This window comes from Pseudomonas sp. IT-P258 (genome assembly GCF_949767825.1).
Lineage (GTDB): Bacteria > Pseudomonadota > Gammaproteobacteria > Pseudomonadales > Pseudomonadaceae > Aquipseudomonas > Aquipseudomonas monachiensis.
In genome coordinates this window covers 555,992-577,491 of record NZ_CATKPU010000021.1, presented here as the reverse complement: position 1 = coordinate 577,491, position 21,500 = coordinate 555,992, and the positions used below count along the sequence as shown (strand labels likewise).

The 21,500-nt window shown below is 61.6% G+C and carries 16 protein-coding genes; 10 read left to right on the top strand and 6 right to left on the bottom strand.

From position 1 onward, the window contains the following. Window positions 1–26: 26 nt before the first annotated feature. Genes ACM6G4_RS09945 through ACM6G4_RS09930 form a run of 4 tightly spaced genes read right to left on the bottom strand, consistent with a single transcriptional unit; the run spans window position 27 to window position 4,836 of the window. Window positions 27–1,052 (bottom strand): DUF2955 domain-containing protein, encoded by a 1,026-nt coding sequence (locus tag ACM6G4_RS09945; protein ID WP_414913588.1) that lies wholly within the window; start codon window positions 1,050–1,052, stop codon window positions 27–29. Beyond that, window positions 1,042–2,160, bottom strand: a complete 1,119-nt coding sequence (locus ACM6G4_RS09940) for an HlyD family secretion protein (RefSeq protein WP_414913587.1) — start codon at window positions 2,158–2,160, stop codon at window positions 1,042–1,044. The genes ACM6G4_RS09945 and ACM6G4_RS09940 overlap by 11 nt, the downstream gene beginning before the upstream one ends. Next, complete coding sequence (locus tag ACM6G4_RS09935; protein ID WP_414913586.1) at window positions 2,153–3,664, bottom strand: efflux transporter outer membrane subunit; 1,512 nt, start codon at window positions 3,662–3,664, stop codon at window positions 2,153–2,155. Before ACM6G4_RS09935 ends, ACM6G4_RS09940 begins: the two co-directional genes overlap by 8 nt. A gap of 14 nt (window positions 3,665–3,678) precedes the next feature. Beyond that, window positions 3,679–4,836, bottom strand: coding sequence for an AI-2E family transporter (locus tag ACM6G4_RS09930; protein WP_056726782.1), 1,158 nt, complete (start codon window positions 4,834–4,836; stop codon window positions 3,679–3,681). A 563-nt stretch (window positions 4,837–5,399) separates the two neighbouring features. Between ACM6G4_RS09930 and ACM6G4_RS09925 the strand changes: the two genes are divergently transcribed. From ACM6G4_RS09925 to ACM6G4_RS09905, 5 genes are all read left to right on the top strand, one after another. Next, the gene (locus tag ACM6G4_RS09925; protein WP_414913585.1) at window positions 5,400–6,302 is read left to right on the top strand and encodes a LysR family transcriptional regulator; all 903 of its coding nucleotides are present in this window, start codon (window positions 5,400–5,402) and stop codon (window positions 6,300–6,302) included. Between the two features lie 120 nt (window positions 6,303–6,422). Further along, window positions 6,423–7,049: a glutathione S-transferase family protein gene (locus ACM6G4_RS09920; protein WP_056726784.1), complete on the top strand. Its 627-nt coding sequence runs from the start codon at window positions 6,423–6,425 to the stop codon at window positions 7,047–7,049. Window positions 7,050–7,112: 63 nt separating this feature from the next. Continuing rightward, window positions 7,113–9,143: a pyridoxamine 5'-phosphate oxidase family protein gene (locus ACM6G4_RS09915; RefSeq protein ID WP_414913584.1), complete on the top strand. Its 2,031-nt coding sequence runs from the start codon at window positions 7,113–7,115 to the stop codon at window positions 9,141–9,143. A 109-nt stretch (window positions 9,144–9,252) separates the two neighbouring features. Next, entirely contained in the window at window positions 9,253–10,449 is a 1,197-nt protein-coding gene (locus ACM6G4_RS09910; RefSeq protein WP_414913583.1) for a DUF3142 domain-containing protein, read from the top strand. Continuing rightward, on the top strand, window positions 10,436–12,550 hold the full coding sequence (locus ACM6G4_RS09905) for a hypothetical protein (RefSeq protein WP_414913582.1): 2,115 nt from the start codon (window positions 10,436–10,438) through the stop codon (window positions 12,548–12,550). The genes ACM6G4_RS09910 and ACM6G4_RS09905 overlap by 14 nt, the downstream gene beginning before the upstream one ends. A 3-nt stretch (window positions 12,551–12,553) precedes the next feature. Here ACM6G4_RS09905 and ACM6G4_RS09900 read toward each other — a convergent pair whose 3' ends face one another. Continuing rightward, window positions 12,554–13,183, bottom strand: coding sequence for a LysE family translocator (locus ACM6G4_RS09900; protein ID WP_414913581.1), 630 nt, complete (start codon window positions 13,181–13,183; stop codon window positions 12,554–12,556). A gap of 145 nt (window positions 13,184–13,328) precedes the next feature. Here ACM6G4_RS09900 and ACM6G4_RS09895 point away from each other — a divergent pair, with 145 nt between their 5' ends. Continuing rightward, window positions 13,329–13,802: an Lrp/AsnC family transcriptional regulator gene (locus ACM6G4_RS09895; protein ID WP_008045644.1), complete on the top strand. Its 474-nt coding sequence runs from the start codon at window positions 13,329–13,331 to the stop codon at window positions 13,800–13,802. Between the two features lie 111 nt (window positions 13,803–13,913). Here ACM6G4_RS09895 and lpdA read toward each other — a convergent pair whose 3' ends face one another. Beyond that, complete coding sequence (gene lpdA, locus ACM6G4_RS09890; protein ID WP_414913580.1) at window positions 13,914–15,314, bottom strand: dihydrolipoyl dehydrogenase; 1,401 nt, start codon at window positions 15,312–15,314, stop codon at window positions 13,914–13,916. Between the two features lie 209 nt (window positions 15,315–15,523). Between lpdA and hflK (ACM6G4_RS09885) the strand changes: the two genes are divergently transcribed. From hflK (ACM6G4_RS09885) to ACM6G4_RS09870, 4 genes are read left to right on the top strand one after another with little or no spacing between them, the layout of a single operon-like run. Continuing rightward, window positions 15,524–17,482 carry a protease modulator HflK gene (hflK, locus tag ACM6G4_RS09885; RefSeq protein ID WP_414913579.1) on the top strand — a complete coding sequence of 653 codons (1,959 nt, stop codon included), beginning with the start codon at window positions 15,524–15,526 and terminating at the stop codon, window positions 17,480–17,482. Further along, window positions 17,479–18,519, top strand: coding sequence for a protease modulator HflC (hflC, locus tag ACM6G4_RS09880; protein WP_414913578.1), 1,041 nt, complete (start codon window positions 17,479–17,481; stop codon window positions 18,517–18,519). The genes hflK (ACM6G4_RS09885) and hflC overlap by 4 nt, the downstream gene beginning before the upstream one ends. After that, complete coding sequence (gene hflK / locus ACM6G4_RS09875) at window positions 18,516–19,574, top strand: protease modulator HflK (RefSeq protein WP_056726792.1); 1,059 nt, start codon at window positions 18,516–18,518, stop codon at window positions 19,572–19,574. The genes hflC and hflK (ACM6G4_RS09875) overlap by 4 nt, the downstream gene beginning before the upstream one ends. Continuing rightward, window positions 19,571–21,481 (top strand): heavy metal translocating P-type ATPase, encoded by a 1,911-nt coding sequence (locus ACM6G4_RS09870; RefSeq protein ID WP_414913577.1) that lies wholly within the window; start codon window positions 19,571–19,573, stop codon window positions 21,479–21,481. Before hflK (ACM6G4_RS09875) ends, ACM6G4_RS09870 begins: the two co-directional genes overlap by 4 nt. The last annotated feature ends 19 nt before the right edge of the window (window positions 21,482–21,500 follow it).

Below are 21,500 nucleotides of genomic sequence, written 5' to 3'. Positions count from 1 at the left end.
CCCCTTTTCAGGGGGTTTTTCTGTTTCTAGGCGGTCGTAATTCGACGCTTACGCCGCGTGTCCAGCAGATAGACCATCGCACAGGCATACAAGGTCACCAGGATGAACAGGCCCATACGAATGGCGAAGGCGGTGTAGACATCTTTGCCCGCGGCACTGTCCTGCACCGATTGGCCGAGCAGAATGATCAGGGTCGCCAGGCTGTTGAGCCAGAAGCTCGGTGGTTGTCGGGTCAGGGACAGGCCATAGAGCTTTCTGGCCGCCAGCAATCCGAACAGCAGCATCCACAGAAAGAACATCCACAGGTTGACGAACAGGCTCAGCGCGCACCAGAAAAGGATCGCCATCAGGCCACCGAGCAGGGTCGAGCCGAGCAATTCCTGGCCGGCGGTGCGAGCGCTGGTCGCGCAGCTTTGTTGGCCGAGGCTGACGGCTTTCATGATGATCGGCAGGTAGCTGGCCGGGTCGATCATGGCCAGCAGGAAAGTCGGCAGCACCACCAGCGTGGCCCGTAGCGCCAGCCAACCGCTTTCGGTTGGCGTAAGGCTCGGGCCGGGTTTGGCCGCGGGGGCACTGGCGGGGTCGGGAAACAGCCAATGGCTGATGGTCAGTGTGGTGACGGCCAGGAACAGGCCCTTGACCAAGGCCACGATCACTTCAAGCGCCAAGGCGAATTCAGCGGTTCCGGCCGAACTGATCAAGGTCAGGCCCACCACCAGGAAGGTCGCCACCAGCGGGTTGCCGCCGCGCAGGCCATAACCGAAGGCCATGAACAGGCACAGTCCTACCAGCAACACGCCACTGAACGGGTAGTAACGCAGCAGGGGAATGAGCAGCAGGCCGGTCCCGGTGGTCAGCATAAGGATCAGGATCAGGCCCAGGCTGGCCTTGAACGGCAGCGGTCGGTTCATCGCCGCCAGCATCATCAGCGCCAGCATCGGCGAGAGGAACGGAATGGGCAGGGCCAGACCAAAGCTCGCTGCGAGGCACAGCGCCGTGCCGAAGCTCAGGCGCAGGGCGCGCTGAACCCGGACCGGACGCTCAATACGCATAGGACATCCAGCTCATCACGCGCAGGAACAGGCGACCCAGGATATTCAGCGGGTTACTTTCACTCGGGAACGCCATGACTTCGGCCTGTCCGCCGGACCGGATGCCTTGCGGGCTGGTCAACTCACCGGGCTCGAACTCGATGATGACCGGAAAGCGCTGGGCAGGGCGTAGCCAATCGCGACTGTTCTCCACTGTCGGCAGGCTGCCCGGCTGGGTGGTCTGGCCGATATCGACGCCATAGCCGACGCTGCGCACATGGCCTTTGAAAATTCTGCCCGGGTGGGCGTCGAGGATGATGGACACCGGCGTCCCGGGCTGCACGCTTCCCAGATTGTTTTCGGTCATGTCGGCGCTGATCCACACATCGTGGATAGCGATCAGGGTCATCACCGGAGCACCGGCGGCGGCGAACTGGCCGACATCGGTGCGCAGATCGGTGATCAGGCCGGCGGAGCGCGCATGGACCTTGGTATTGCCCAAGTCCAGCTCGGCTTTTTCAAGGTTGCTGGCGGCGCTGAGCAGTTGGGCGTTTTCGTCTTCGTTACCGCCCTGTTGTTCCCGTGCACGTTGCACTTCGGCCTTGGCCGCGGCGACCTGGCTGATGGATTCTGACAGGGTGGCGCGGGATATCTCCAGGCGGCGCAGCGAGATGGTGCCCGGGTCTTCGCTGTACAGGCGTTCAAGCCGCTGGATGTCCTGGCGTGCCTTGAGCTCGTTGGCCTGGGATGCACGCAGGGACGCTTGCTTGGAGTCGACGCCGGCGGTGTTGGCGCCTACCTGGCGACGGGTCGATTCAAGGTCGGCGCGGGCGCGATCGACGGCGATCTGGTACTGCTCCGGATTGACTTCAAACAGCAATTCGCCGGCCTTGACGTCCTGGTTGTTGCGTACATGCACCTTGGTCACCCGACCGGATACCTCGGCGGCCACCGGTACAATGAAGGCCTGCACCCGTGCCTGTTGCGTGTAGGGGGTGTAGCGGTCGGCCATCAGGTACCAGACCAGGCTCAGGATGATCAGCAGCACCACCCAGTTGATCGCTTTTTTCGCAGGGTCGGCGGCGGGTGCCGGGGCTTTCTCGGCGGCCGGTTGTTGGCTGTCAGTCATGGGCACTTTCCTTCGGTTCGTCGAGCAGATCGCCCCAATCGGTCCGTTCTTGCATTTGTTTGCGGGTGGCCGGGTCGACTATCGGCTGGTCGCTGTACCAACCTCCGCCCAAGGCTTTGTACAGGGCGATCAGACTGTTGACCGCGGTGCCACGGTTGACCAGATAGGTATCCTGTTGGGCAAACAGGGCTCGCTGGGCATCCAGCACGCGCTGGAAATCCGAATAGCCTTCGCGGTATTGGGCGTTGGCCAGGGTCACCGAACGTTGGGCGGCCACCGATGCGTCACTGAGAATTTGGTCGCGCTCCAGTGCCTTGATCAAGCCGGTCGCGGCATCGTCGGCCTCACGTGCCGCCTGGCGCACGCTGTCCTGGTAGATAACGATCAATTGCTGCAAGCGCGCGTCCTGCACGCGAACGTTGTTGGTGATCCGGCCGTGGTCGAAGATGTCCCAGCGCAGGCTGGGGCCGGCCACCATGTCGAGGGTGTTGGACGCACCATTGAGCGAGCTGGCGGACCAGACGATGCTGCCCAGCAGGCTGATGGAGGGGTACAGGTCGGTCTCGGCCACACCGATCAATGCCGACTGCGCTGCTACTTGCAGCTCGGCAGCGCGTACATCGGGGCGTCGCACCAGGAGGTTGGCCGGCACATCTTGCAAGACCGCGGTATCGAGCAGCGGCACTAAGCCGGTGTTGCGATTGAGGTCAGGGATCGAGCCGGGCGGCTGGCCGATCAGGGTGGACAACGCATTGCGCAGGCTCGCCACCTGGCTCTCGAAATCCGGGATGGTGCTCAGGGTGCCCAGGTACTGGGTCTTGGCTTGTTGCAGATCGAGTTCGGCTTCGGCCCCGCTGTTGAACAGGCGCTCGGTGATCTCGTAGCTGCGTTTTTGCAGTTTGGCGTTGCTGCGGGCGATGGCCAGGCGCGCCTCGGCGGTGCGCAAGGCGTAGTAGTTTTGTGCCAGCTGCGCGTGCAACAGCACCAGGGCATTTTCGTAGTTGGCCTGGGCGGCAAACCAGGACGCATCGGCCGACTCGATGGCACGGCTGAAACGCCCCCAGAAATCCAGCTCCCAGCCGATATCGAAGCCGACGCTGTGTTGCCAGAAATTCGTGTCCTGGGGGTTGGCGCCGCCCGACTGTCGACGGTTCAGGTACAGGCTGTCGGCGCTGGCCTGCTGCAATTGCGGGTAGCGCCCACTCAGGGCGATACCCAATTGCGCCCGGGACTCCATGACCCGCAGGCCAGCGACGTGCAGGTCGGGGTTGTGGGCATCGGCTTCGGCCATCAAATGGTCCAGCACCGGGTCGTTGAACACGCGCCACCATTGACGGCTGTCAGGTTGCGCGTGTTGTTGGCCGGCGATCTCCAGGGCCGGGCTGTTCCAGTGGTCGACCCAGGGCTGGGCCGGCGACTGGAAATCCGGGCCCAGTTGCACGCAGCCCCCCAGGACGACGGTGCTAAAGAGCAGAAGCCGGCTGATGCGAGCAGGGCGTGGCATCAAGCGCAAACTCCTCAGACAGGACGCTGATCGTTCGTTGCCTCTATCGTCGGTGTCTCGTTCAACGCCTCGATCTCGGGTGTCTCGTTCAGAACCTCGACAGTCGGTTGGTCCTGGACCCATTGCCAGAACAGTTGGTAGCCCACCGCCAGCGCAACCGGCCCGATGAACAAACCGATGAAGCCGCCGCTCACCATGCCGCCCAAGGCACCAATCAGAATCACCGGCATCGGGACATCGACGCCACGACCCAGCATCAACGGCTTGAGGACGTTGTCGGCCATCCCGGCGATCAGGCTGTAGATGCCAAACACGACGGTGGCCAGGCTGGTCCCTTCGGTGGCGAAGACATAAGCGATCACCGGGATGGTCACCAGCAGCACCGGCAATTGCATGATTCCCATCAACAGCGCCACCATGGCCAGCAGCCCGGCACCGGGGACACCCATGAGCACGAAGCCCACGCCAACCAGCAACATCTGGATAAACGCGATGCCCACTACGCCTTGGGCGACCGCGCGGATGGTTGCAGTGCAAAGTACGGTAATGCGTGGCCCACGCTCTGGTCCGGAAAGGCGCGAGGTGATGGCAAGGGCGCTTCTTTCGCCATTTTCGCCGTAGGCCATGAACACGCCGGCAATGATCAGGGCACCGATGAACAATAGAAAGCCCACGCCAACGTCGGCCATTTTGCCCAACAAGGTCAGGCCGACGGACTTGATATAGGGCAGTACCTTCATCACCACGCTGCTCATGTCAGTGGCGGCCTGCATCCAGTAGCCATAGAGCGGCTCGCCAATGAGTGGCAAGGAGGCGATTTTTTCGCTGGGAAGCGGAATCTGCAACGTATCGGACTTGAGGATCGCCAGGGTGGCCTGGACCGACTCACTGATCGAGGTGCCCAGCAAGTAGATCGGCACCATCAGCAAAGCCAGGGCTACCACCACGATCAGGGTGGCGGCACGACCGTCCTTGTTGACCAGCTTGCGCTTGATGAGCCCATGCAGTGGATACAGGGTGATGGCCAGAATCATTGCCCAGAGCATCAGGTTGAGAAAGGGGTGGAAGATCTGGAAGCAAAACAGTACCAGCACCGTAATCAGCCCGGCGCGAATCAGTACGTCGAGCAAACCACCGGACAGTGCTCTAGCGGAAATGTTAGTGCGCAACATTGTCGAACTCCTTGCGGTGTCACACAGGTTAGCCAGGCCGTTGAAGTTCAACTCTTCCCTACTAAGTGAATCCAAAAAAGCAGGATCGACGGACAGCCGTCCAAGCGTTAAAAAACCCATAACGCCTTACTTTAAGTAGAGAAAACTTCAACGAGGTACCTACCAAAAACCCAATAGGTAACGGGGTGGTTTGTAGTATAGGAGCAGTCGTATATTCCGCCCGTTTATACAGGCTGGAATTCTGCTGTAGTTGATGGAGTCCGCTGCGAGCCATTGCCTGAAGCGGTCCGGAAGCTGAACCAATGGTTCTTTTTCTCTATCGGGCATTAACCGTTGCAGCGGGCTGCTCAGGATAATTGCCAACAGTCGCACCCCTCGCAAGAAAATAATCCTCATTAATTATCAATAATCAAGGTTTGTGACACGCTTGGTTTTTACGGTGCCGGCGCTAGAGTGCAGTAGCCCATTGCTCTACCTGATGGTCGCGCGCCCAACTATGTAGTTGAACGATTAAAATTCCGGTCTTCGGTTGCGATTTATCTATCTGAAATGAGGACAGTCCCATGGACCGCTTCCAGGAAATGCAGGTCTTCGCTGCTGTCGCCAAGGAGCAGGGTTTTTCGGCGGCGGCGCGGGGTTTGGGTCTGTCGGCGGCCAGCGTCACCCGGGCGGTCGCGGCGCTGGAGAAGCGAATAGGCACACAACTGCTCACGCGTACCACGCGCAGTGTGTATTTGAGCGAGGCCGGCCAGCGATACCTGGAGGACTGTCGGAGAATTCTCGCCGAGGTACAGGAAGCCGAGGACTCGGCAGCAGGCAGCCATATCCATCCCCGTGGGCAACTGACCATCACCGCACCGGTCTTGTTTGGCGAGCTGTTTGTCACGCCGTTGATGGTGAATTATCTGACGCAGTTCCCCGAGGTCTGCATCAACGCGCTGCTGGTGGACCGGGTGGTGAGCGTGGTCGAGGAGGGCGTCGACGTGGCCATTCGTATCGGCGAGCTACCCGACAGCAACCAGCATGCGATTCGGGTCGGCGAGGTGCGGCGGGTGATCTGCGCCTCACCACAATTTCTGGCCAGCCATGGTCGGCCCAGGCATCCCCGGGAGCTGGCCCAGGCGCCGATTATCGCGACCTCGGCAATTGGCCAACTCAGGAGTTGGCCATTCATAGAAGACGGCGAAACCTTGAGTGTCCGGGCTGAACCACGGCTGGTGGTGACGGCGAATCAGGCGGCCATCACGGCAGCCTGCCTGGGGTTGGGATTCACCCGGGTACTGTCTTATCAAGTGGCGAGCAAGGTGGCTGCCGGCGAGCTGGAAATCATCCTGGCCGAATTCGAACTGCCACCATTGCCCATCCATGTGGTCTATCAGGGCGGGCGTAAAGCGCCGGCCCGGGTGCGCAGTTTTGTCGATTTCGCGGTGAAGACCCTGCGCGAGCATCCGGCGCTCACGCGTTGAATTATTTCACCCGCTGAAATAATGGATTGCGTTGGCTGGTGATTCTGTTGGTTTAGATGTGAGTAGAAGATATGACCCATCTCACTCCTGAACAGCAGCACTCACCCCGAGGTGTCGACCATGCAAGCGATCAAACTCTACAACTTCCCACGTTCCGGCCACGCTCATCGTGTCGAGTTGATGCTGTCCCTGCTGAAATTGCCGACGGAATTGATCTTCGTTGACCTCGCCAAGGGCGAACACAAGCAACCGGCGTTTCTGGCGCTCAATGCATTCGGTCAGGTGCCGGTGATTGATGACCAAGGCGTGGTGTTGGCCGATTCCAACGCAATTCTGGTTTACCTGGCGCAAAAGTACGGCAACGGTCGCTGGTTGCCGGCTGATCCCGTAGGGGCCGCCAAGGTACAGCGCTGGTTGTCGGCGGCTGCCGGTCCGATTGCCTTCGGCCCTGCCCGGGCAAGATTGATCACTGTGTTTGGCGCGCCTTACAACGCAGCAGAAGTGATTGCCTACGCCCATACCGTGCTCAAAGTGATCGATCACGAGCTGGCCAGTACGCCGTACCTGGCCGGCACTGAACCGACGATTGCCGACGTCGCCGTCTACAGCTACGTCGCCCACGCGCCTGAGGGCAATGTGTCGCTGGACGAGTACGCCAACATTCGCGCCTGGCTGGCCCGCATCGAAGCCTTGCCGGGGTTTGTCGGCATGCCACGCACCGTCGCCGGCCTGCAAAAAACCGCCTGATGCTGGTGGCCCGGTGTTGCCGGGCCGCCCCGTTCTGCGCCACAGGCGCAAGGGAGCAGCCGTATGGACCGTTCACCCTGGCATGCCGGCGAGAAACAATTGCAGGCGCATGTGGGCGTTGCCGAACGAATGGAGGCGTTCGGTCGTAAGGTAATTCGTAGCGAGATGCCGGACCAGCACCGAACCTTCTATCAGCAATTGCCGTTCATGCTGTACGCAGCGGTGGATGCTGAGGGTCATCCCTGGGCCAGCATCCTGGAAGGTCAGCCCGGTTTTGCGCACTCGCCGGAACCTGGCTTGCTGCAGTTTCGCAGCCTGCCGGCCTTTGATGATCCCGCGCAGTTGAGCGACGGCTCGGCCATCGGCCTGTTGGGCATCGAGTTGCACACTCGCCGCCGTAATCGCATCAATGGGCATGTCCGCGCCATGTCCAAGGACGGTTTCGCGGTGACGGTGGATCAGTCCTTCGGCAATTGCCCGCAGTACATTCAGCTGCGCCAGTTTCGCTCGGTGCCGCTGGCCGATCCCTCGACGCGTGTCGCCCAGCACTTCAGCGAACTGGATGATGCGGCCAAAGCCATGATCGCCGAGGCGGACACCTTCTTCGTTGCCAGTTATGTGGACGTCGACGGTGAACGCTCGGTGGATGTTTCTCACCGCGGCGGTCAGGCCGGTTTCGTACAGGTGGAAGGCAATCGCCTGACCATCCCGGACTTCGCCGGCAACCTGCATTTCAACACCTTGGGCAACCTGCTGCTCAATCCCCGGGCCGGGTTGTTGTTCATCGATTTCAATACCGGTGATTTGCTGCAGCTCAGCGGGCGCACTGAAATCATCCTGGACGGCCCTCAGGTCGAGGCGTTCCAGGGCGCCGAGCGCCTGTGGACAATCGATGTCGAGCAGGTGGTACGTCGCCCCGCCACCCTGGCGTTGCGCTGGCGTTTCGACGGTGTTTCACCCACCAGTTTGCTCACTGGCACCTGGGAGCAGGCCAAGGCGCGTTTGCAGGCCAAGGCCCTGGGCGATCAATGGCGGCCGTTGCGGGTGGCGCGGATTGAAGCGCAAAGCCACAGCATTCGCTCGATTTACCTGGAGTCCGCCGATGGGGCCGGGTTGCCACTGTTCCAGGCCGGGCAGCATTTGCCCCTGCGCTTCAACATTGACGGCGATGTGCAAATCCGCACGTACAGTTTATCGAGCGCGCCGTCCGATGATTTTTTCCGCATCAGCGTGAAGCGTGACGGGCGGGTGTCTACGCATTTGCATGAGCAGATTCGTGTTGGTGACCTGTTGGAAGCACGGGCGCCACAAGGTCATTTCACCGTGGCGCCCCATGAGCGTCGGCCTTTGGTGTTGCTGGCGGCCGGGGTCGGCATCACGCCGCTGTTGTCGATGCTGCGGGAGGTGGTTTACCAAGGATTGCGTACCCGTCGTATACGGCCGACCTGGTTAATCCAGAGTTCGCGCACGCTGGCCGACCAGCCGTTTCGCCGGGAGCTGGATCGCTTGCTCGAGGATGCCGGAGACGCGGTGCGGGTGGTGCGCTTGCTTAGCCAACCGGAAGCCGAAGCGATGCAAGGAGAGGATTTCGACCTCGGTGGACGGATCGACGTCGCGCTGCTCAAGGATCTGCTGACAGTCGAGGACTACGATCAGCCGGATTTTGTCGTCTGTGGTCCCGGGAGTTTTACCCAGGCGCTGTACGACGGCTTGCGCGAGTTGGACATTCGCGATTCGCGGATTCACGCCGAAACCTTCGGCCCGTCCACCTTGCGGCGGCGACCGGACCCCGATGCGGTGGTCATCGAGCAACCGCCCGCCGCCACCACATCCGTGCCCGTGATGTTCCAGCGTTCGGCCAAGGAGGCGCGTTGGCAGCCAGACGGCGGCAGCTTGCTGGAGCTGGCGGAAAGCCGTGGCCTGCGTCCGGAGTTCAGCTGTCGCGGCGGCTCCTGCGGCACCTGCAAGACACGCCTGATCAGCGGCCAGGTGCATTACCCACTGCCGCCAGCGGAGGTGCCGGATGACGGACAGGTGCTGATTTGCTGTGCGATTCCGGCGCAGGGGGCGCAGCCGTTGGTACTCGATATCTGAAGATCATTGCAGGCGAACATTGCCCGCCGGTCGATGGCTGGGTAGGGTAGTGAGCAGAACTAAAAAGGGCCGCAGAGGCCCTTTCTGCATTTCAGGAACAGGCGTTTCAATGGTTTTTTTCACTCGCTCGATGGTCTTTCTGATGGCGCTGGTGCTCACCACCGGTTGCGAAAGACAGGATGCTCCGCCGCTGGATCAACAGCTTTACGTCTGGCAGCGGCAGTGGACACCGGCCCACGACGCCGCCCTTCGGGACAGCCGCGCCGATTTTTCGACCCTGCGGGTGCTGGCCTTGCAGGCTTTCCCCAACGCCGGCTGGAGTCAGGCCGGGATTGATCCGGCACTGCTCAAGCGTGATGGTCGGCCGGTGATTGCGGTGATTCGCCTGGATGGGCAGCTCAAGGCGCTGGATCAGGATGAGATCACCGCGCAAATCCGGCAGGTGATCAGCGATTGGCAGGGGCAGGAGGTGAACCTCGCCGGCGTGGAAATCGACCACGATGCCGGCAACGCTCGGCTGCCGGCCTACCGCCAGTTTCTCGCGCAGTTGCGCGCAGCGCTGCCGACGTCGCTGCCCCTGAGCATCACCGCGTTGCCGTCCTGGCTCGACAGTCGCGAACTGCCGGCGTTGTTATCCACAGTCGACAGCAGCGTGTTGCAGGTGCACGCGGTGAGCGATCCGCGTCGTGGTTTGTTTGATGCCGATCAGGCCCGGCAATGGGTGAAGGCCTGGAGCCGAATCACGACAAAACCTTTCTATCTGGCGCTGCCAGCCTATGGCGTGGGGTTGCTGCCATCGGCGGGTGGCGCGCCCGTTGTGGAAAGCGAAGTCACGGTGGAGCGCGGAGGCCTGCGCCGGGAGTTGCTCGCCGATCCGCAGTTATTGCGCACCCTCGGTACCGAGCTGCGGGCCGATCCACCGAAACATCTGGCGGGCCTGATCTGGTTTCGCCTGCCATTGGCCAACGACCGTCGGGCCTGGAGCCTGACCACCTTGCGCGCCGTGGCGCGTGGAGATGTGCTCGACAGTCAATTGAACCTGAAACTCTCGGCCGACAATGGCCTCTATGACATCGGCATCAGCAACCAGGGCAACCTCGACCGCGCCTGGCCCGAACGCCTGACACTGGCGGTCAGCGGTTGTGAGGGAGCCGATGCCTTGGCCGGTTACGCGTTGCAACAGCGTCCGGATCTGCTTACCTTCACCCGCCTGCGCGATGGCCGAATATTGGCCGGCGGACAGCGTGCCATTGGTTGGGCTCGCTGCGCACACATTGATCAAGGAGGTTCGAATGTTCACCCGTAACTGGCCGCGTCATTTGCTTTGCCTGAGCCTAAGCCTGCCGCTGGGTTCGGCGCTGGCCTGCGGCCCGGACTTCCCCATGCGCCTGCTGGATAACCGTGGCCAGTCGTTGGCGGAACTGCCGGAAGGCAACTTCAGCTTCGAAATCAGCCGCCTCGGCCACGCCATCAACGGATTGAAGAACGTCACCGCCAACGTCGACTACTCGGATGAACCTGATGCTGTAGCGCTGCGGGATCAAGCCGAGCAGGCGGGACTTTCCGCTGAGCAACAGGTGTTGGTGAAACACCTGCGCAGCCTGACGGATGCCCATCAGGTTGAAACCGAAGGGGCGCAACTGCCGCCTGAGCTCAGATTGTATCTGGCCGGCGCTGTGGCTTTTGGCGCGGGTAATCCCGCCTTGGCCGCCGGGTATTTCAAGAAAGTGCTGGCCTTGCCCGCCGAGCAACGGGCTTCGCGCAGCACCTGGGCGGCTTACTCGTTGGGGCGTGCGTTGTTTGCCATGAGCGTCGAAGCCAATGCGGCTCCGGGTCTGCTCGAACAATCCGCCAAGGCCTTCGAGCAAACCCGGCAACTGAGTATCGACGGTTTCAGCGACCCACTGGAACTGGGTGTCGCCAGCCTCGGTGAAGAAGCCCGGGTGGTACGCACCGCCGGCGACTGGAACCGCGCCATCGAGCTCTACGCCACGCAGAATCTGCACGGATCCGCAGTAGGTTACACCTCACTGAAACTGTTGATGGCGGACCTGATGACGCTGCCGGAGGATCAAGTAGCCGAGTTGCTCAAGGGCCAACTCGTGCAGCAATTGGTGACCGCGTCGCTGATCAGCCGGTTGGGTTGGTCGTTCGGCGATCAACCGCCCAACGAACAGAAAATGATCAAGCTGCTGCAAAACAGCACTCGTGGCAGTCTCGAAAACGCCGACCGCCTGGCAGCGATGAATTATCAACAGGGTGATTACGCCAGCGCCAAGGCTTTCCTCGAACATGCCGGCGATGGCGGATTGGCCTGGTGGTTGCGGGCCAAGCTGGCGGTGCGCGAGGGTGATAAGAGTGCGGCCGCCGCAGCCTATGCCAAAGCAGCCCAGGCCTTCCCGCAGAATGAATCCTGGGGCGAGCGCCGCACACCGGACTACGATTACGAAACGCTTCAGCCCAAATGCCGGGTCGAGGGTGAAAGTGCGATCCTGGCGCTGCAACGCGGGGATTACCTGCAGGCCTTCGATCAGCTGTATCGCAGCCAAAGCATTTACTGGTTCGACGCTGCCACCGTTGCCGAGCGCGTGTTGACCCTCGAAGAACTCAAGCACTACGTCGACACGCAGGTGCCGGCACCGCCGCCGCTCAGCCAGCAGGACCGCGACAATTATGTGCCCTTGCCGGTGGCGGCGAGCCTGCGCAATCTGCTGGGGCGACGTTTGTTGCGCGAGGGGCATTACGAGGAGGCGCCGGCGTACTTCGATAACGTCGATTTGCAGAACAAGGCCAAGTCATACGCAATATTACGCAAAGAGGCGGATTCTGCCTGGTGGCCCACGACTCGCGCTGCTGCGCTGTTTAACTCGGCCGGGGTCGCGCGCACGTGGGGAATGGAAATCCTCGGTTATGAAATGGCCCCGGATTACGCCACATTCGGCGGCAACTACAGTCTGGAAAGTACCGAACTCAAGGTCGGGCCGTTAGTAACCGTGGGCGAAGTGAAGCGCCAGCAGGCCAGCGTTGCTCAGCCCGATGAGCGTTATCACTATCGTTTTGTGGCCACGGCATTGGCCAGCCGTGCGGCCGACAATTTGCCTCACACCAGCCAGGCCTTTGCGGCAGTGCTGTGCGCGGCTGCAGGCTGGAACAGCAGTCTTGAAGAAGAAAACGCTTTCTACCAGCGCTATGTCAAAGAGGGGCCGTACGTGGATTGGGCGTTCAATTTCGGTCATCAATGCCCGTATCCCGACTTCCAGAACGCCGACAAGCGCTACGTGACCCAGGTTACCGATTCCGTGCGTTCAGCGCTGCGGCCGTACAAGAAGCCGTTGCAGTATGGCGGCGTGATTGTGGTCACGGCGGCGGCATTACTCCTGATCAATCGCCGCCGCAAGGCGCAGTGAGGTTCAAGCCTGTTGCACAAAGGTCAACCGTACGGCGAAACCGATCAACAGGCTACCGAACAACCATTGTTGCAGGCGCTGGGCTGAGGGGCTGCGTTGCAGCCAACGGCCGAGTGCCGCGCCGACCAGGGCGTATGCGCTGTCGAACAGCAAACCGACGCCGACCAGCACCACGCCCAAGGTCGCAAATTGCCCAAGTACCGGCCCGGCCTGTGGGTTGATGAATTGCGGCAGCAGCACCGAGCAGAACAAAAGTGCCTTGGGGTTGAGCAGGTTGGTCAGCAGTCCGCGTCGGATGGCCGTGCCCCAACGTGGTTTTTCGCCGGTGGTGTCGGCGCCGGTGAGGCTCGGCAGCATCGTGGTTCGCAGGCACTGAATGCCGATCCACAGCAGATACGCGGCGCCGGCCAGGCGCACCAGGTCGAAGGTCCATGGCGCGGCCTTGAACAGTGCCGCCAGTCCCAGCGCCGCCAATGCCACATGGCAACCCCGGGCGATGCCCAGTCCCACGGCCGTAGATAGCGCGGCGCCTTTGCCCTGACGGGCACCGGTCTGCAACAGCAGGATCATGTCGGGCCCCGGCAACAGATAGACCACTGCCAGCGCCATGAAAAACAGCCAGAGACCTTGCATGTTGCACCCCGTTCGTTGTCGATTTGGTCGTACCAGTCTAGGGCTGGAGGGCGGGGCAGGTGCTTGCGTTGTCAGCTTCTATCAGCTCGTGTATTGGCATAATCTGCCACTTAATCAAGCTTGAACCATCAGGATCTGCCAAACCATGAAACTGGACGCTTACGACCGCAAGATTCTCGCCGCGCTGCAACGGGACGGCCGCCTGAGCAATGTGCAACTGGCAGACGAGATCGGCCTGTCGGCATCGCCTTGCTTGCGCCGGGTGCGAATGCTTGAAGAGGCGGGGGTGATTCGCGGCTACCAGGCCAATCTGGATCGCGATGAAGTGGGGTTGGGGCTGACGGTGTTTGTCGGGGTCAAGGTCGAGCGTCACAACGATGAACAAGCCGAAGCCTTTCGCCTGGCGGTGACGGCATTGCCCGAGGTGATTTCGGCGTTTCTGGTGTCGGGGGAGTCGGATTTTCTGCTGCAGGTGGTGGTGCCGGACTTGCGTGCCTATGACCGCTTTCTCACCGGGCGTTTGCTGAAGCTGCCGGGGGTGAGCGACATTCGCAGCAACTTTGCGATTCATACGGTGAAGGCCCCGGGATCGTTGCCGCTGGAGCATTTGCCGCTCTGAACCGAGTCGTCTGCGTTCGCGAGCAAGCCCGCTCCCACAGGTACAGCGCAAACCTTGTGGGAGCGAGCCTGCTCGCGAAGGCGGTGGCCCCGTCACCGCCAGTCCTTTGGATTACATCTGCGTCGCCATCCCTTCCACATCCATCGCCGCCTGACGCAAGGCCTCGGAGCGGGTCGGGTGTGGGTGGCAGGTCAGTGCGATGTCTTCGGCCGAGGCGCTGAACTCCATGGCCACGCAATATTCGCCAATCATTTCACTGACGCTCGGGCCAACCAGATGCACGCCCAGGACTTCGTCCGTGTGCTCATCGGCCAGCACTTTGGCGAAGCCTTCGGTTTCATGGTTGATCTTCGCCCGGCTGTTGGCGGTGAAGGGAAACTTGCCGACCTTGTACGCCCGGCCTTCAGCCTTGAGCTGCTCTTCGGTCTTGCCGACACTGGCCAGTTCCGGTTTGGTGTAGACCACACTGGGGATCAGGTTGTAATTGACCTCGCCCGCCTTGCCGACAATCTGCTCGACGCAGGCCATGGCTTCGTCCTCGGCCTTGTGGGCGAGCATGGGACCCGAGGTCACGTCGCCAATCACCCAGACCCCGGCGGCATCTGTGCGATGCCCTTTGTTGGCGAGCATGCCGCGCTTGTCCGTGGCGAGGCCGACGTTCTCCAGGCCCAGGCCCTGTGTATAAGGTCGGCGCCCGATGGCTACCAATACGTAATCCGCTTCCAGCAACTCGGCGGCACCGCCAGCGGCAGGCTCGATGCTGAGCTGAACGCCATTGGCGGAACTGGTGGCGCTGGTCACTTTTGAACTCAATTTGAAACTCAAGCCTTGCTTGCTCAGGGAGCGCTGCAGGGTTTTGCCGGCTTCGATGTCCACGTCGGGGCAGATCCGGTCGAGAAACTCGACCACCGTCACCTGCGCCCCAAGACGGCGCCAGACCGAACCCAGTTCCAGGCCGATCACACCGGCGCCGATCACCACCAGGTGCTTGGGCACCTCGGTCAGTGCCAGGGCGCCTGTGGAATCGAGGATGCGTTTGTTATCGATGTCTACACCGGGCAGGGGCGTGGGCTCCGAACCGGTAGCGATGATGATGTCCTTGGCGCTCAGTACTGTCTTGCCGCCGGCGCTATCGGTCACCGTGACTTTGCCCGGCCCATCGATGTGGCCCCAGCCTCTGATCCAGTCGACCTTGTTCTTGCGAAAAAGAAATTCGATGCCCTTGGTCAGCCCGGTAACGCTTTCATTTTTTTGTTTCATCATCTGGGCGAGGTTGAGGCTGGGTTTGACGTTGATCCCCAGGTTGGCGAATTCCGCACCCATGGCCGCGTCGTACAGTTCGGAGGCATGCAGCAACGCCTTGGATGGCATGCAACCAACGTTCAGGCAGGTGCCGCCGAGTGTGGCGCGTCCTTCCACGCAGGCGGCCTTCAGACCCAGTTGTCCGGCGCGGATCGCCGCGTTGTAACCGCCGGGGCCACCGCCAAGTATCACGACGTCATAAGTGCTCATGGATGTACTCCTGGATCGAAAGGGGATGGGTAAAAGTAGTTCCTTGATAAAATTACGATCGTAATATGTGCGTTCGGCTGCATTTCGATCAAGGCTTCAGCCAAGCGACAGGTTGGGCATCTTTAGATAGCGCGCTTGAATACGGAAATTTCACCATTTCCGTTATATCGTAACGAATGGCCCTGTAAGCGAAGACACTCTGGAGTGGTATGCAAGTCGATCTCGATGTTGATCAAGCGCCGTTAGCCGGGTTGCCGCGCTTTCAGCAGGCGTTCATTCAAGGGCGGCGTTTGCGCCAGTTCGCCATCGGTGCGGGCGTACTCGCGTCGGTGGGTGTGTTGCTGGCGCTGTTTGCCGGGCTGTTTTCGACGCAAACACTGTGGCCGGCGTTGCTGCTGAACCTGAGCGCGGCGTCTGTGGTGCTGATGGCCGGTTTGCAATCGGCCTGGTGGGTAACCGAGTGGCGTGCGCTGGCGATGAATCCCGAAGTGCCGGTGGTCGTTGTCGACGAGTCTGTCGCGCCTTCGGGGTGGTATGAGCGTTTGCTGGACCGGATCAGCCAGCAATCGCAGCACCTGCTGGGGCAAATCGGCGCGCCGACGCTGTGGCTTGGCGGCTGGGCATTGTTGGCGCTATTGGGCGTGGAACAGGCCTGGAACCTCGCGTTGCCTCCGGCAGCGCTGGGCCTGTCGGCCACTGTCGGGGCAGCGTGCTCCTTACTGTTGGCATTCGGCCTGTTGGTGATGGAGCGCCATCTGGCTCAGGAAAACACCGCGCAATGGCCTGAAGCCGCTGCGTTGGCGCAATTGACTCGTGTGGCGATCATCAGCCTGGTGCTCGGTGCTTTTTGTCTGTTGTTTGCCGATGAAACCTCGGTATGGCCTGTACGCCTGGCGGTGTTGATCGGACTGCTGCCGGGGCTGGTGGCGGCAGAACTGTTGCTGCGCGCGGTGTTGTCACTGTTCAGCCCGCGCCGGGACCGCCTTGAGCCGGAGCTGTTGGCGCGCAGTTTTGTCGCCGACATGCTGCGCTGGCCACCACAGCCATTGCTGGCGTTGCAGCACGAATTGCATAACCGCTTCGGCATCGACCTGCGACAGATCTGGGCCTTCACTTACATGCGTCGGGCGTTCCTGCCGGTGTTAGCGGTGGTGTCGCTGGTTGGCTGGTCGCTGACCGGCATTCACGAGATTGCCCTGCAAGGGCGTGGCATCTACGAGCGATTCGGCAAGCCAGTGGAGGTGTTCGGCCCAGGTTTGCACATGGGTCTACCTTGGCCATTGGGCCGGGTGTTGAGCGTCGAGAATGGCGTGGTTCACGAGTTGGCTACCAGTGTTGGAGAAACCACGGCCCCTGCTCAGGCAGACCCTGCGGAAGGCCCGGCCCCGACAATCGCCAATCGCCTCTGGGACGCCAGCCATGTGAACGATAAATCCCAGGTGATCGCCAGCAGCCGAGCCGACAAGCAGAGCTTTCAGATCGTCAACATGGATGTGAGATTCGTCTATCGCATCGGGCTGAGCGATCAGGCGGCATTGGCCGCAACCTATAACAGTGCCGATGTGCCGATGTTGATTCGCAGCACCGCCAGCCGAATCCTGGTTCACGACTTCGCCTCGCGCACACTCGACGGTTTGCTTGGCGAGGACAGGGTAGGGCTGGCCGAAGAAATCGGCCGCGCCGTCCAGGCTGACTTGCAAAAACTCGACAGCGGCGTGGAAATTCTCGCCACGGTGGTCGAGGCGATTCATCCTCCGGCCGGTGCAGCCAATGCCTATCACGGCGTGCAAGCGGCGCAGATTGGCGCGCAAGCCTTGATCGCCCGAGAACACGGCGCCGCTGCCGAGGCCATCAATCAGGCTCAGTTGCAGGCCAGTATTGCCCACGATCAGGCGACGGCCAGCGCCCGAGAAATCAATGCTGGTGCCGAGGCCGCGAACCTGAAATTCAACGCTGAACAAAAAGCCTATGCCAGCGCTGGCCAGGCCTTCTTGCTGGAGCAGTATTTCAGTCAGTTGTCCCAGGGTTTGGCCAACGCCAAGTTGCTGGTGCTCGATCATCGTCTAGGCGGCAGCAGCAACGCGCCGACCATCGACCTCCGTACTTTCACGCTGCCGGTTGACCCTGCGCCGTCGCGTAAAACCGCTCAGCCAGGAGCTGCCAATTGAGCCAGTCCCATACGCACGATCACGATGACCACGCCGGACACGATCACGGTCATGGTGGGCATCACCACCACGGTCATCACCATCACCACGGCGATCCTCAGGAGGCTGGTCCATTCCCATGGCGTCGGATGGGTTGGGCGGCATTGCTGGTGGCGTTTGCGGTCGCCGCTGCAAGCGTGGTTCAGGTGCGTTCGGGGGAAGCCACAGTGATCACACGCTTCGGCAATCCATCGCGAGTCTTGCTGGAGCCCGGCCTGGGTTGGCGCTGGCCGGCACCGTTCGAGGCGGCAATCCCGGTGGATCTACGGCTGCGCACCACGTCCAGCGGTTTGCAGGATGTCGGCACCCGGGACGGTTTGCGAATCATTGTTCAGGCCTACGTGGCTTGGCAGGTGCAGGGCGATCCGGACAATGTGCAACGTTTCATGCGCGCGGTGCAGAACCAGCCTGATGAAGCCGCGCGGCAGATTCGTACCTTTGTCGGCTCCGCACTGGAAACCACTGCCAGCAGTTTTGATCTGGCGAGCCTGGTCAATACCGATGCCAGCCAAGTGCGCATCGCCGATTTCGAAACACAACTGTGCAAGCAAATCGATCAGCAGCTGCTCACCACGTATGGCGTGCGCGTGTTGCAGGTCGGCATCGAACGATTGACGCTGCCTTCGGTGACGCTCACTGCGACGGTCGACCGGATGCGCGCCGAGCGTGAAACCATCGCCACTGAGCGCACGGCCATCGGCAAGCGCGAGGCCGCGCAAATTCGTTCCGCCGCCGAGCGCGATGCGCGAATTGTGCAGGCTGATGCCACCGTGAAAGCGGCAGATATCGAAGCGCAATCGCGGGTGGAAGCGGCGCAGATTTACGGTCGCGCCTACGCGGGGTCGCCGCAGCTCTACAACCTGCTGCGCTCGCTCGACACTTTGGGCACGGTGGTGACGCCTGGGACCAAGCTGATTTTGCGCACCGACGCCGCACCGTTCCGGGTGTTGGTTGACGGTCCGCCAAGCCTCGACAACAAATCCGGATCGCAGCCATGAGTTTGGTTCCACGTGGAACAAATGAGTTGAGCAGCCCTTGGATTCAGGCCGGGCGCTTGGCGTTTCTGGCCTTGTATGCGGTAACGGTGTTGGCGGCATTGGCGTGGGCGTTTTCCAATGTGCGGCAGATCGACCCGCAGAATCGCGCAGTGGTTTTGCATTTCGGCGCGCTGGATCGCATTCAGAATGCCGGGCTGTTGTTGGCCTGGCCGCAACCGTTCGAGCAGGTGATTTTGTTGCCAGCGGCGGATCGGGTGATCGAGCGTCGGGTGGAAGGTTTGTTGCGCAGTGGTGCCGCGATGCAGGCAGATCGCGTGGCCAGTTTTGCCACGCCCATCAGCGATGCCCTCGCAGGCTCCGGCTATCTGCTAACGGGTGATGCCGGTGTCGTGCAACTCGATGTGCGGGTTTTCTACAAAGTCACCGAACCTTACGCCTTTGTGCTTCAAGGCGAACATGTGTTGCCCGCATTGGATCGCTTGGTCACCCGTAGCGCTGTGGCACTCAGCGCCGCACGGGATCTGGACACTATCCTGGTCGCTCGCCCGGAATTGATCGGCGCTGACAGTCAGGCGGCGGAGCGACGCGAGCGCTTACGAGGCGATCTGGTACAGGGCATCAATCAACGGCTGGCCGAACTCACCGCGACGGGGCAGGGACTGGGGATCGAAGTGGCGCGGGTCGATGTGCAATCGAGTCTGCCAAGCCCGGCGGTCAATGCCTTCAATGCGGTACTCACAGCGAGTCAGCAGGCCGACAAAGCCGTGGCCAATGCGCGTACCGAAGCCGAAAAGCTGACGCAAACCGCCAACGAGCAAGCCGACAGAACACTGCAAGTCGCCCATGCCCAGGCCAGTGAGCGATTGGCCAAAGCATCCACCGACACGGCCACGGTATTGAGCCTGGCCAAGGCGCAACAACAGGGCACTGACCCGCAAATGCTGCTGCGCATCTATCGCGAGCGGATGCCGAAAATTCTTGGTCAGGCCGGTTCGGTCACGACGGTCGATCCCAAAGACGATTCCCGCCTGATCATTCAGGGAGCTGCACAATGACTGCTCAAATCGCCGCTGCACCGAGCCTGTTGTCTTCGGCAGAACAGCGCCGCGCCGCGCGCCAGTTGACCCTGGCCATGCTTGCATTGGGCCTGCTCGCGCTGGGCTTGATCTGGCGCTGGCTGGCGCCGGAACAGACCGGCGTCAGTCAACTGCTGCTGGGGTTTGCCTCGTTGTTGGTCGCCGTGCCGGTCATGCGCTCGGCCTGGTACAGCCTGCGCTATCCAAGCTTGCATGGCATCACCGATCAATTGATCGCGCTGTCCATGCTGGGTGCCTGGGCCACCGGGGATCTGCTGACGGCGGCTCTGTTGCCGATCATTATGATCTTCGGTCACGTGCTGGAGGAGCGCAGCGTGATCGGTTCCCAGGAGGCGATTCACGCCCTCGGCAAACTGACCCGCAGTCACGCGCGCAAGGTTCAGGCGGACGGCTCCGTCATCGAAGTCGACAACGGCACGCTCAAGGCCGGCGACCTGATTGAAGTCCGCGCGGGGGACCGGGTGCCGGCGGATGGTCGGGTATTGTCCGGTCAGGCCAGTCTGGACACCGCATCCATTACTGGCGAATCGGTACCGATGGAGGCGGGCGTCGGCATGTCGGTGTTCGGTGGCGCGATCAACCTCGACGGTTTGCTGCGGATCGAGGTGACCCGCACCGGCCAGGAGTCGACCCTCGGCAAAGTCATCGCCCTGATGCAAAACGCCGAGCGCTCGAAACCGCCGATCACTCGTCTGCTGGAGCGTTACGCCGGCAGCTATATGGTGCTGGTGTTGCTGCTGGCGGCGGTGACCTGGTTTATCACCAACAACGCTCAAGCGATGCTCGCCGTGTTGGTGGCGGCCTGTCCTTGTGCGCTGGTGTTGTCGGCACCGGCGACGGCGATTGCCGGGGTGGCGGTAGCGGCACGCCACGGGATTCTGATCCGCAGTTCTGCGTTCCTCGAAGAGTTGGCGGACCTGACTTCGCTGGTGGTCGACAAGACCGGGACGCTGACCTTCGGCACCTTGCGCCTGCAATCCATCGACAGCCCGCTGGAGGATCGCAGCCATGTCCTCACGCTCGCTGCCAGCCTCGGTTCGGCCAGCAGTCACCCGGTCAGTCGTGCGCTCGCGGGGTTGGTGACCCAGGAGCATTTCCTGCTGCTTTCCAACATTCATGAGCGCCAGGGCCTGGGTGTGGTGGCGATGACCGGGCAGGGCAAAGCGGCGCTCGGTCGGCCGGAGTTGTTTGCGCAACTGGGCATCAGCACAACGGCGGTTCCCGATCATGACGGTCCGATTGCCGGGTTGGCGCTCAATGGTGAATTCCTCGCCTGGCTGTTGTTGGCCGACAGCGTCAAACCCGAGGCGCAGTTTGCCTTGGGTGAGTTGCGTGAATTGGGCTTGGGTCGCCAGTTGTTGCTCACCGGTGACCGCCACAGCGTCGCGCAAACGCTCGCTCGGGATGTCGGGATCAGTGACGTCGAAGCGCAAGCCCTGCCCGAAGACAAACTCAACCGCGTGCTGAAAGAAATCGACAGCGGTTTCCGGCCGATGGTGGTCGGAGATGGCATCAACGACTCCCTGGCCCTCAAGGCTGGCGTGGTGGGTGTGGCCATGGGCGCGGGCGGTGCGGACATCGCCCTGGCATCGGCGGACATCGTGCTGATCGGCAGTGACCTGCGCCGCCTCGGCACCTGCGTGCGCCTGAGTCGTCAGTGCCGCCAGACATTACAGGTGAATGTGGTCATCGGTCTGGGCTGGACCCTGGCTATCGTGGCCTTCGCCGCGTTTGGCTGGCTCGGCGCTGCCGGGGCGATGATTGCGGCGCTGCTGCATAACCTCAGCACCTTGCTGGTGTTGGGCAACGCCGGTCGTTTGCTGCGGTTTCAGGAGCCGTTGCTCAAGCTCAAGGACGAAGCCTGAATGCGAATGCTCTAAACCG

What these genes read in the sequence shown, in the direction of transcription:
- ACM6G4_RS09910 (WP_414913583.1), top strand. Translation starts at nt 9,253, where the DNA reads ATGGTTTTTTTCACTCGCTCGATGGTCTTTCTGATGGCGCTGGTGCTC.
- ACM6G4_RS09900 (WP_414913581.1), bottom strand. Translation starts at nt 13,183, where the DNA reads ATGCAAGGTCTCTGGCTGTTTTTCATGGCGCTGGCAGTGGTCTATCTG.
- hflK (WP_056726792.1), top strand. Translation starts at nt 18,516, where the DNA reads ATGAGTTTGGTTCCACGTGGAACAAATGAGTTGAGCAGCCCTTGGATT.
- lpdA (WP_414913580.1), bottom strand. Translation starts at nt 15,314, where the DNA reads ATGAGCACTTATGACGTCGTGATACTTGGCGGTGGCCCCGGCGGTTAC.
- ACM6G4_RS09935 (WP_414913586.1), bottom strand. Translation starts at nt 3,664, where the DNA reads ATGCCACGCCCTGCTCGCATCAGCCGGCTTCTGCTCTTTAGCACCGTC.
- hflK (WP_414913579.1), top strand. Translation starts at nt 15,524, where the DNA reads ATGCAAGTCGATCTCGATGTTGATCAAGCGCCGTTAGCCGGGTTGCCG.
- ACM6G4_RS09940 (WP_414913587.1), bottom strand. Translation starts at nt 2,160, where the DNA reads ATGACTGACAGCCAACAACCGGCCGCCGAGAAAGCCCCGGCACCCGCC.
- ACM6G4_RS09915 (WP_414913584.1), top strand. Translation starts at nt 7,113, where the DNA reads ATGGACCGTTCACCCTGGCATGCCGGCGAGAAACAATTGCAGGCGCAT.
- ACM6G4_RS09920 (WP_056726784.1), top strand. Translation starts at nt 6,423, where the DNA reads ATGCAAGCGATCAAACTCTACAACTTCCCACGTTCCGGCCACGCTCAT.
- ACM6G4_RS09930 (WP_056726782.1), bottom strand. Translation starts at nt 4,836, where the DNA reads ATGTTGCGCACTAACATTTCCGCTAGAGCACTGTCCGGTGGTTTGCTC.
- ACM6G4_RS09905 (WP_414913582.1), top strand. Translation starts at nt 10,436, where the DNA reads ATGTTCACCCGTAACTGGCCGCGTCATTTGCTTTGCCTGAGCCTAAGC.
- ACM6G4_RS09870 (WP_414913577.1), top strand. Translation starts at nt 19,571, where the DNA reads ATGACTGCTCAAATCGCCGCTGCACCGAGCCTGTTGTCTTCGGCAGAA.
- ACM6G4_RS09945 (WP_414913588.1), bottom strand. Translation starts at nt 1,052, where the DNA reads ATGCGTATTGAGCGTCCGGTCCGGGTTCAGCGCGCCCTGCGCCTGAGC.
- ACM6G4_RS09925 (WP_414913585.1), top strand. Translation starts at nt 5,400, where the DNA reads ATGGACCGCTTCCAGGAAATGCAGGTCTTCGCTGCTGTCGCCAAGGAG.
- ACM6G4_RS09895 (WP_008045644.1), top strand. Translation starts at nt 13,329, where the DNA reads ATGAAACTGGACGCTTACGACCGCAAGATTCTCGCCGCGCTGCAACGG.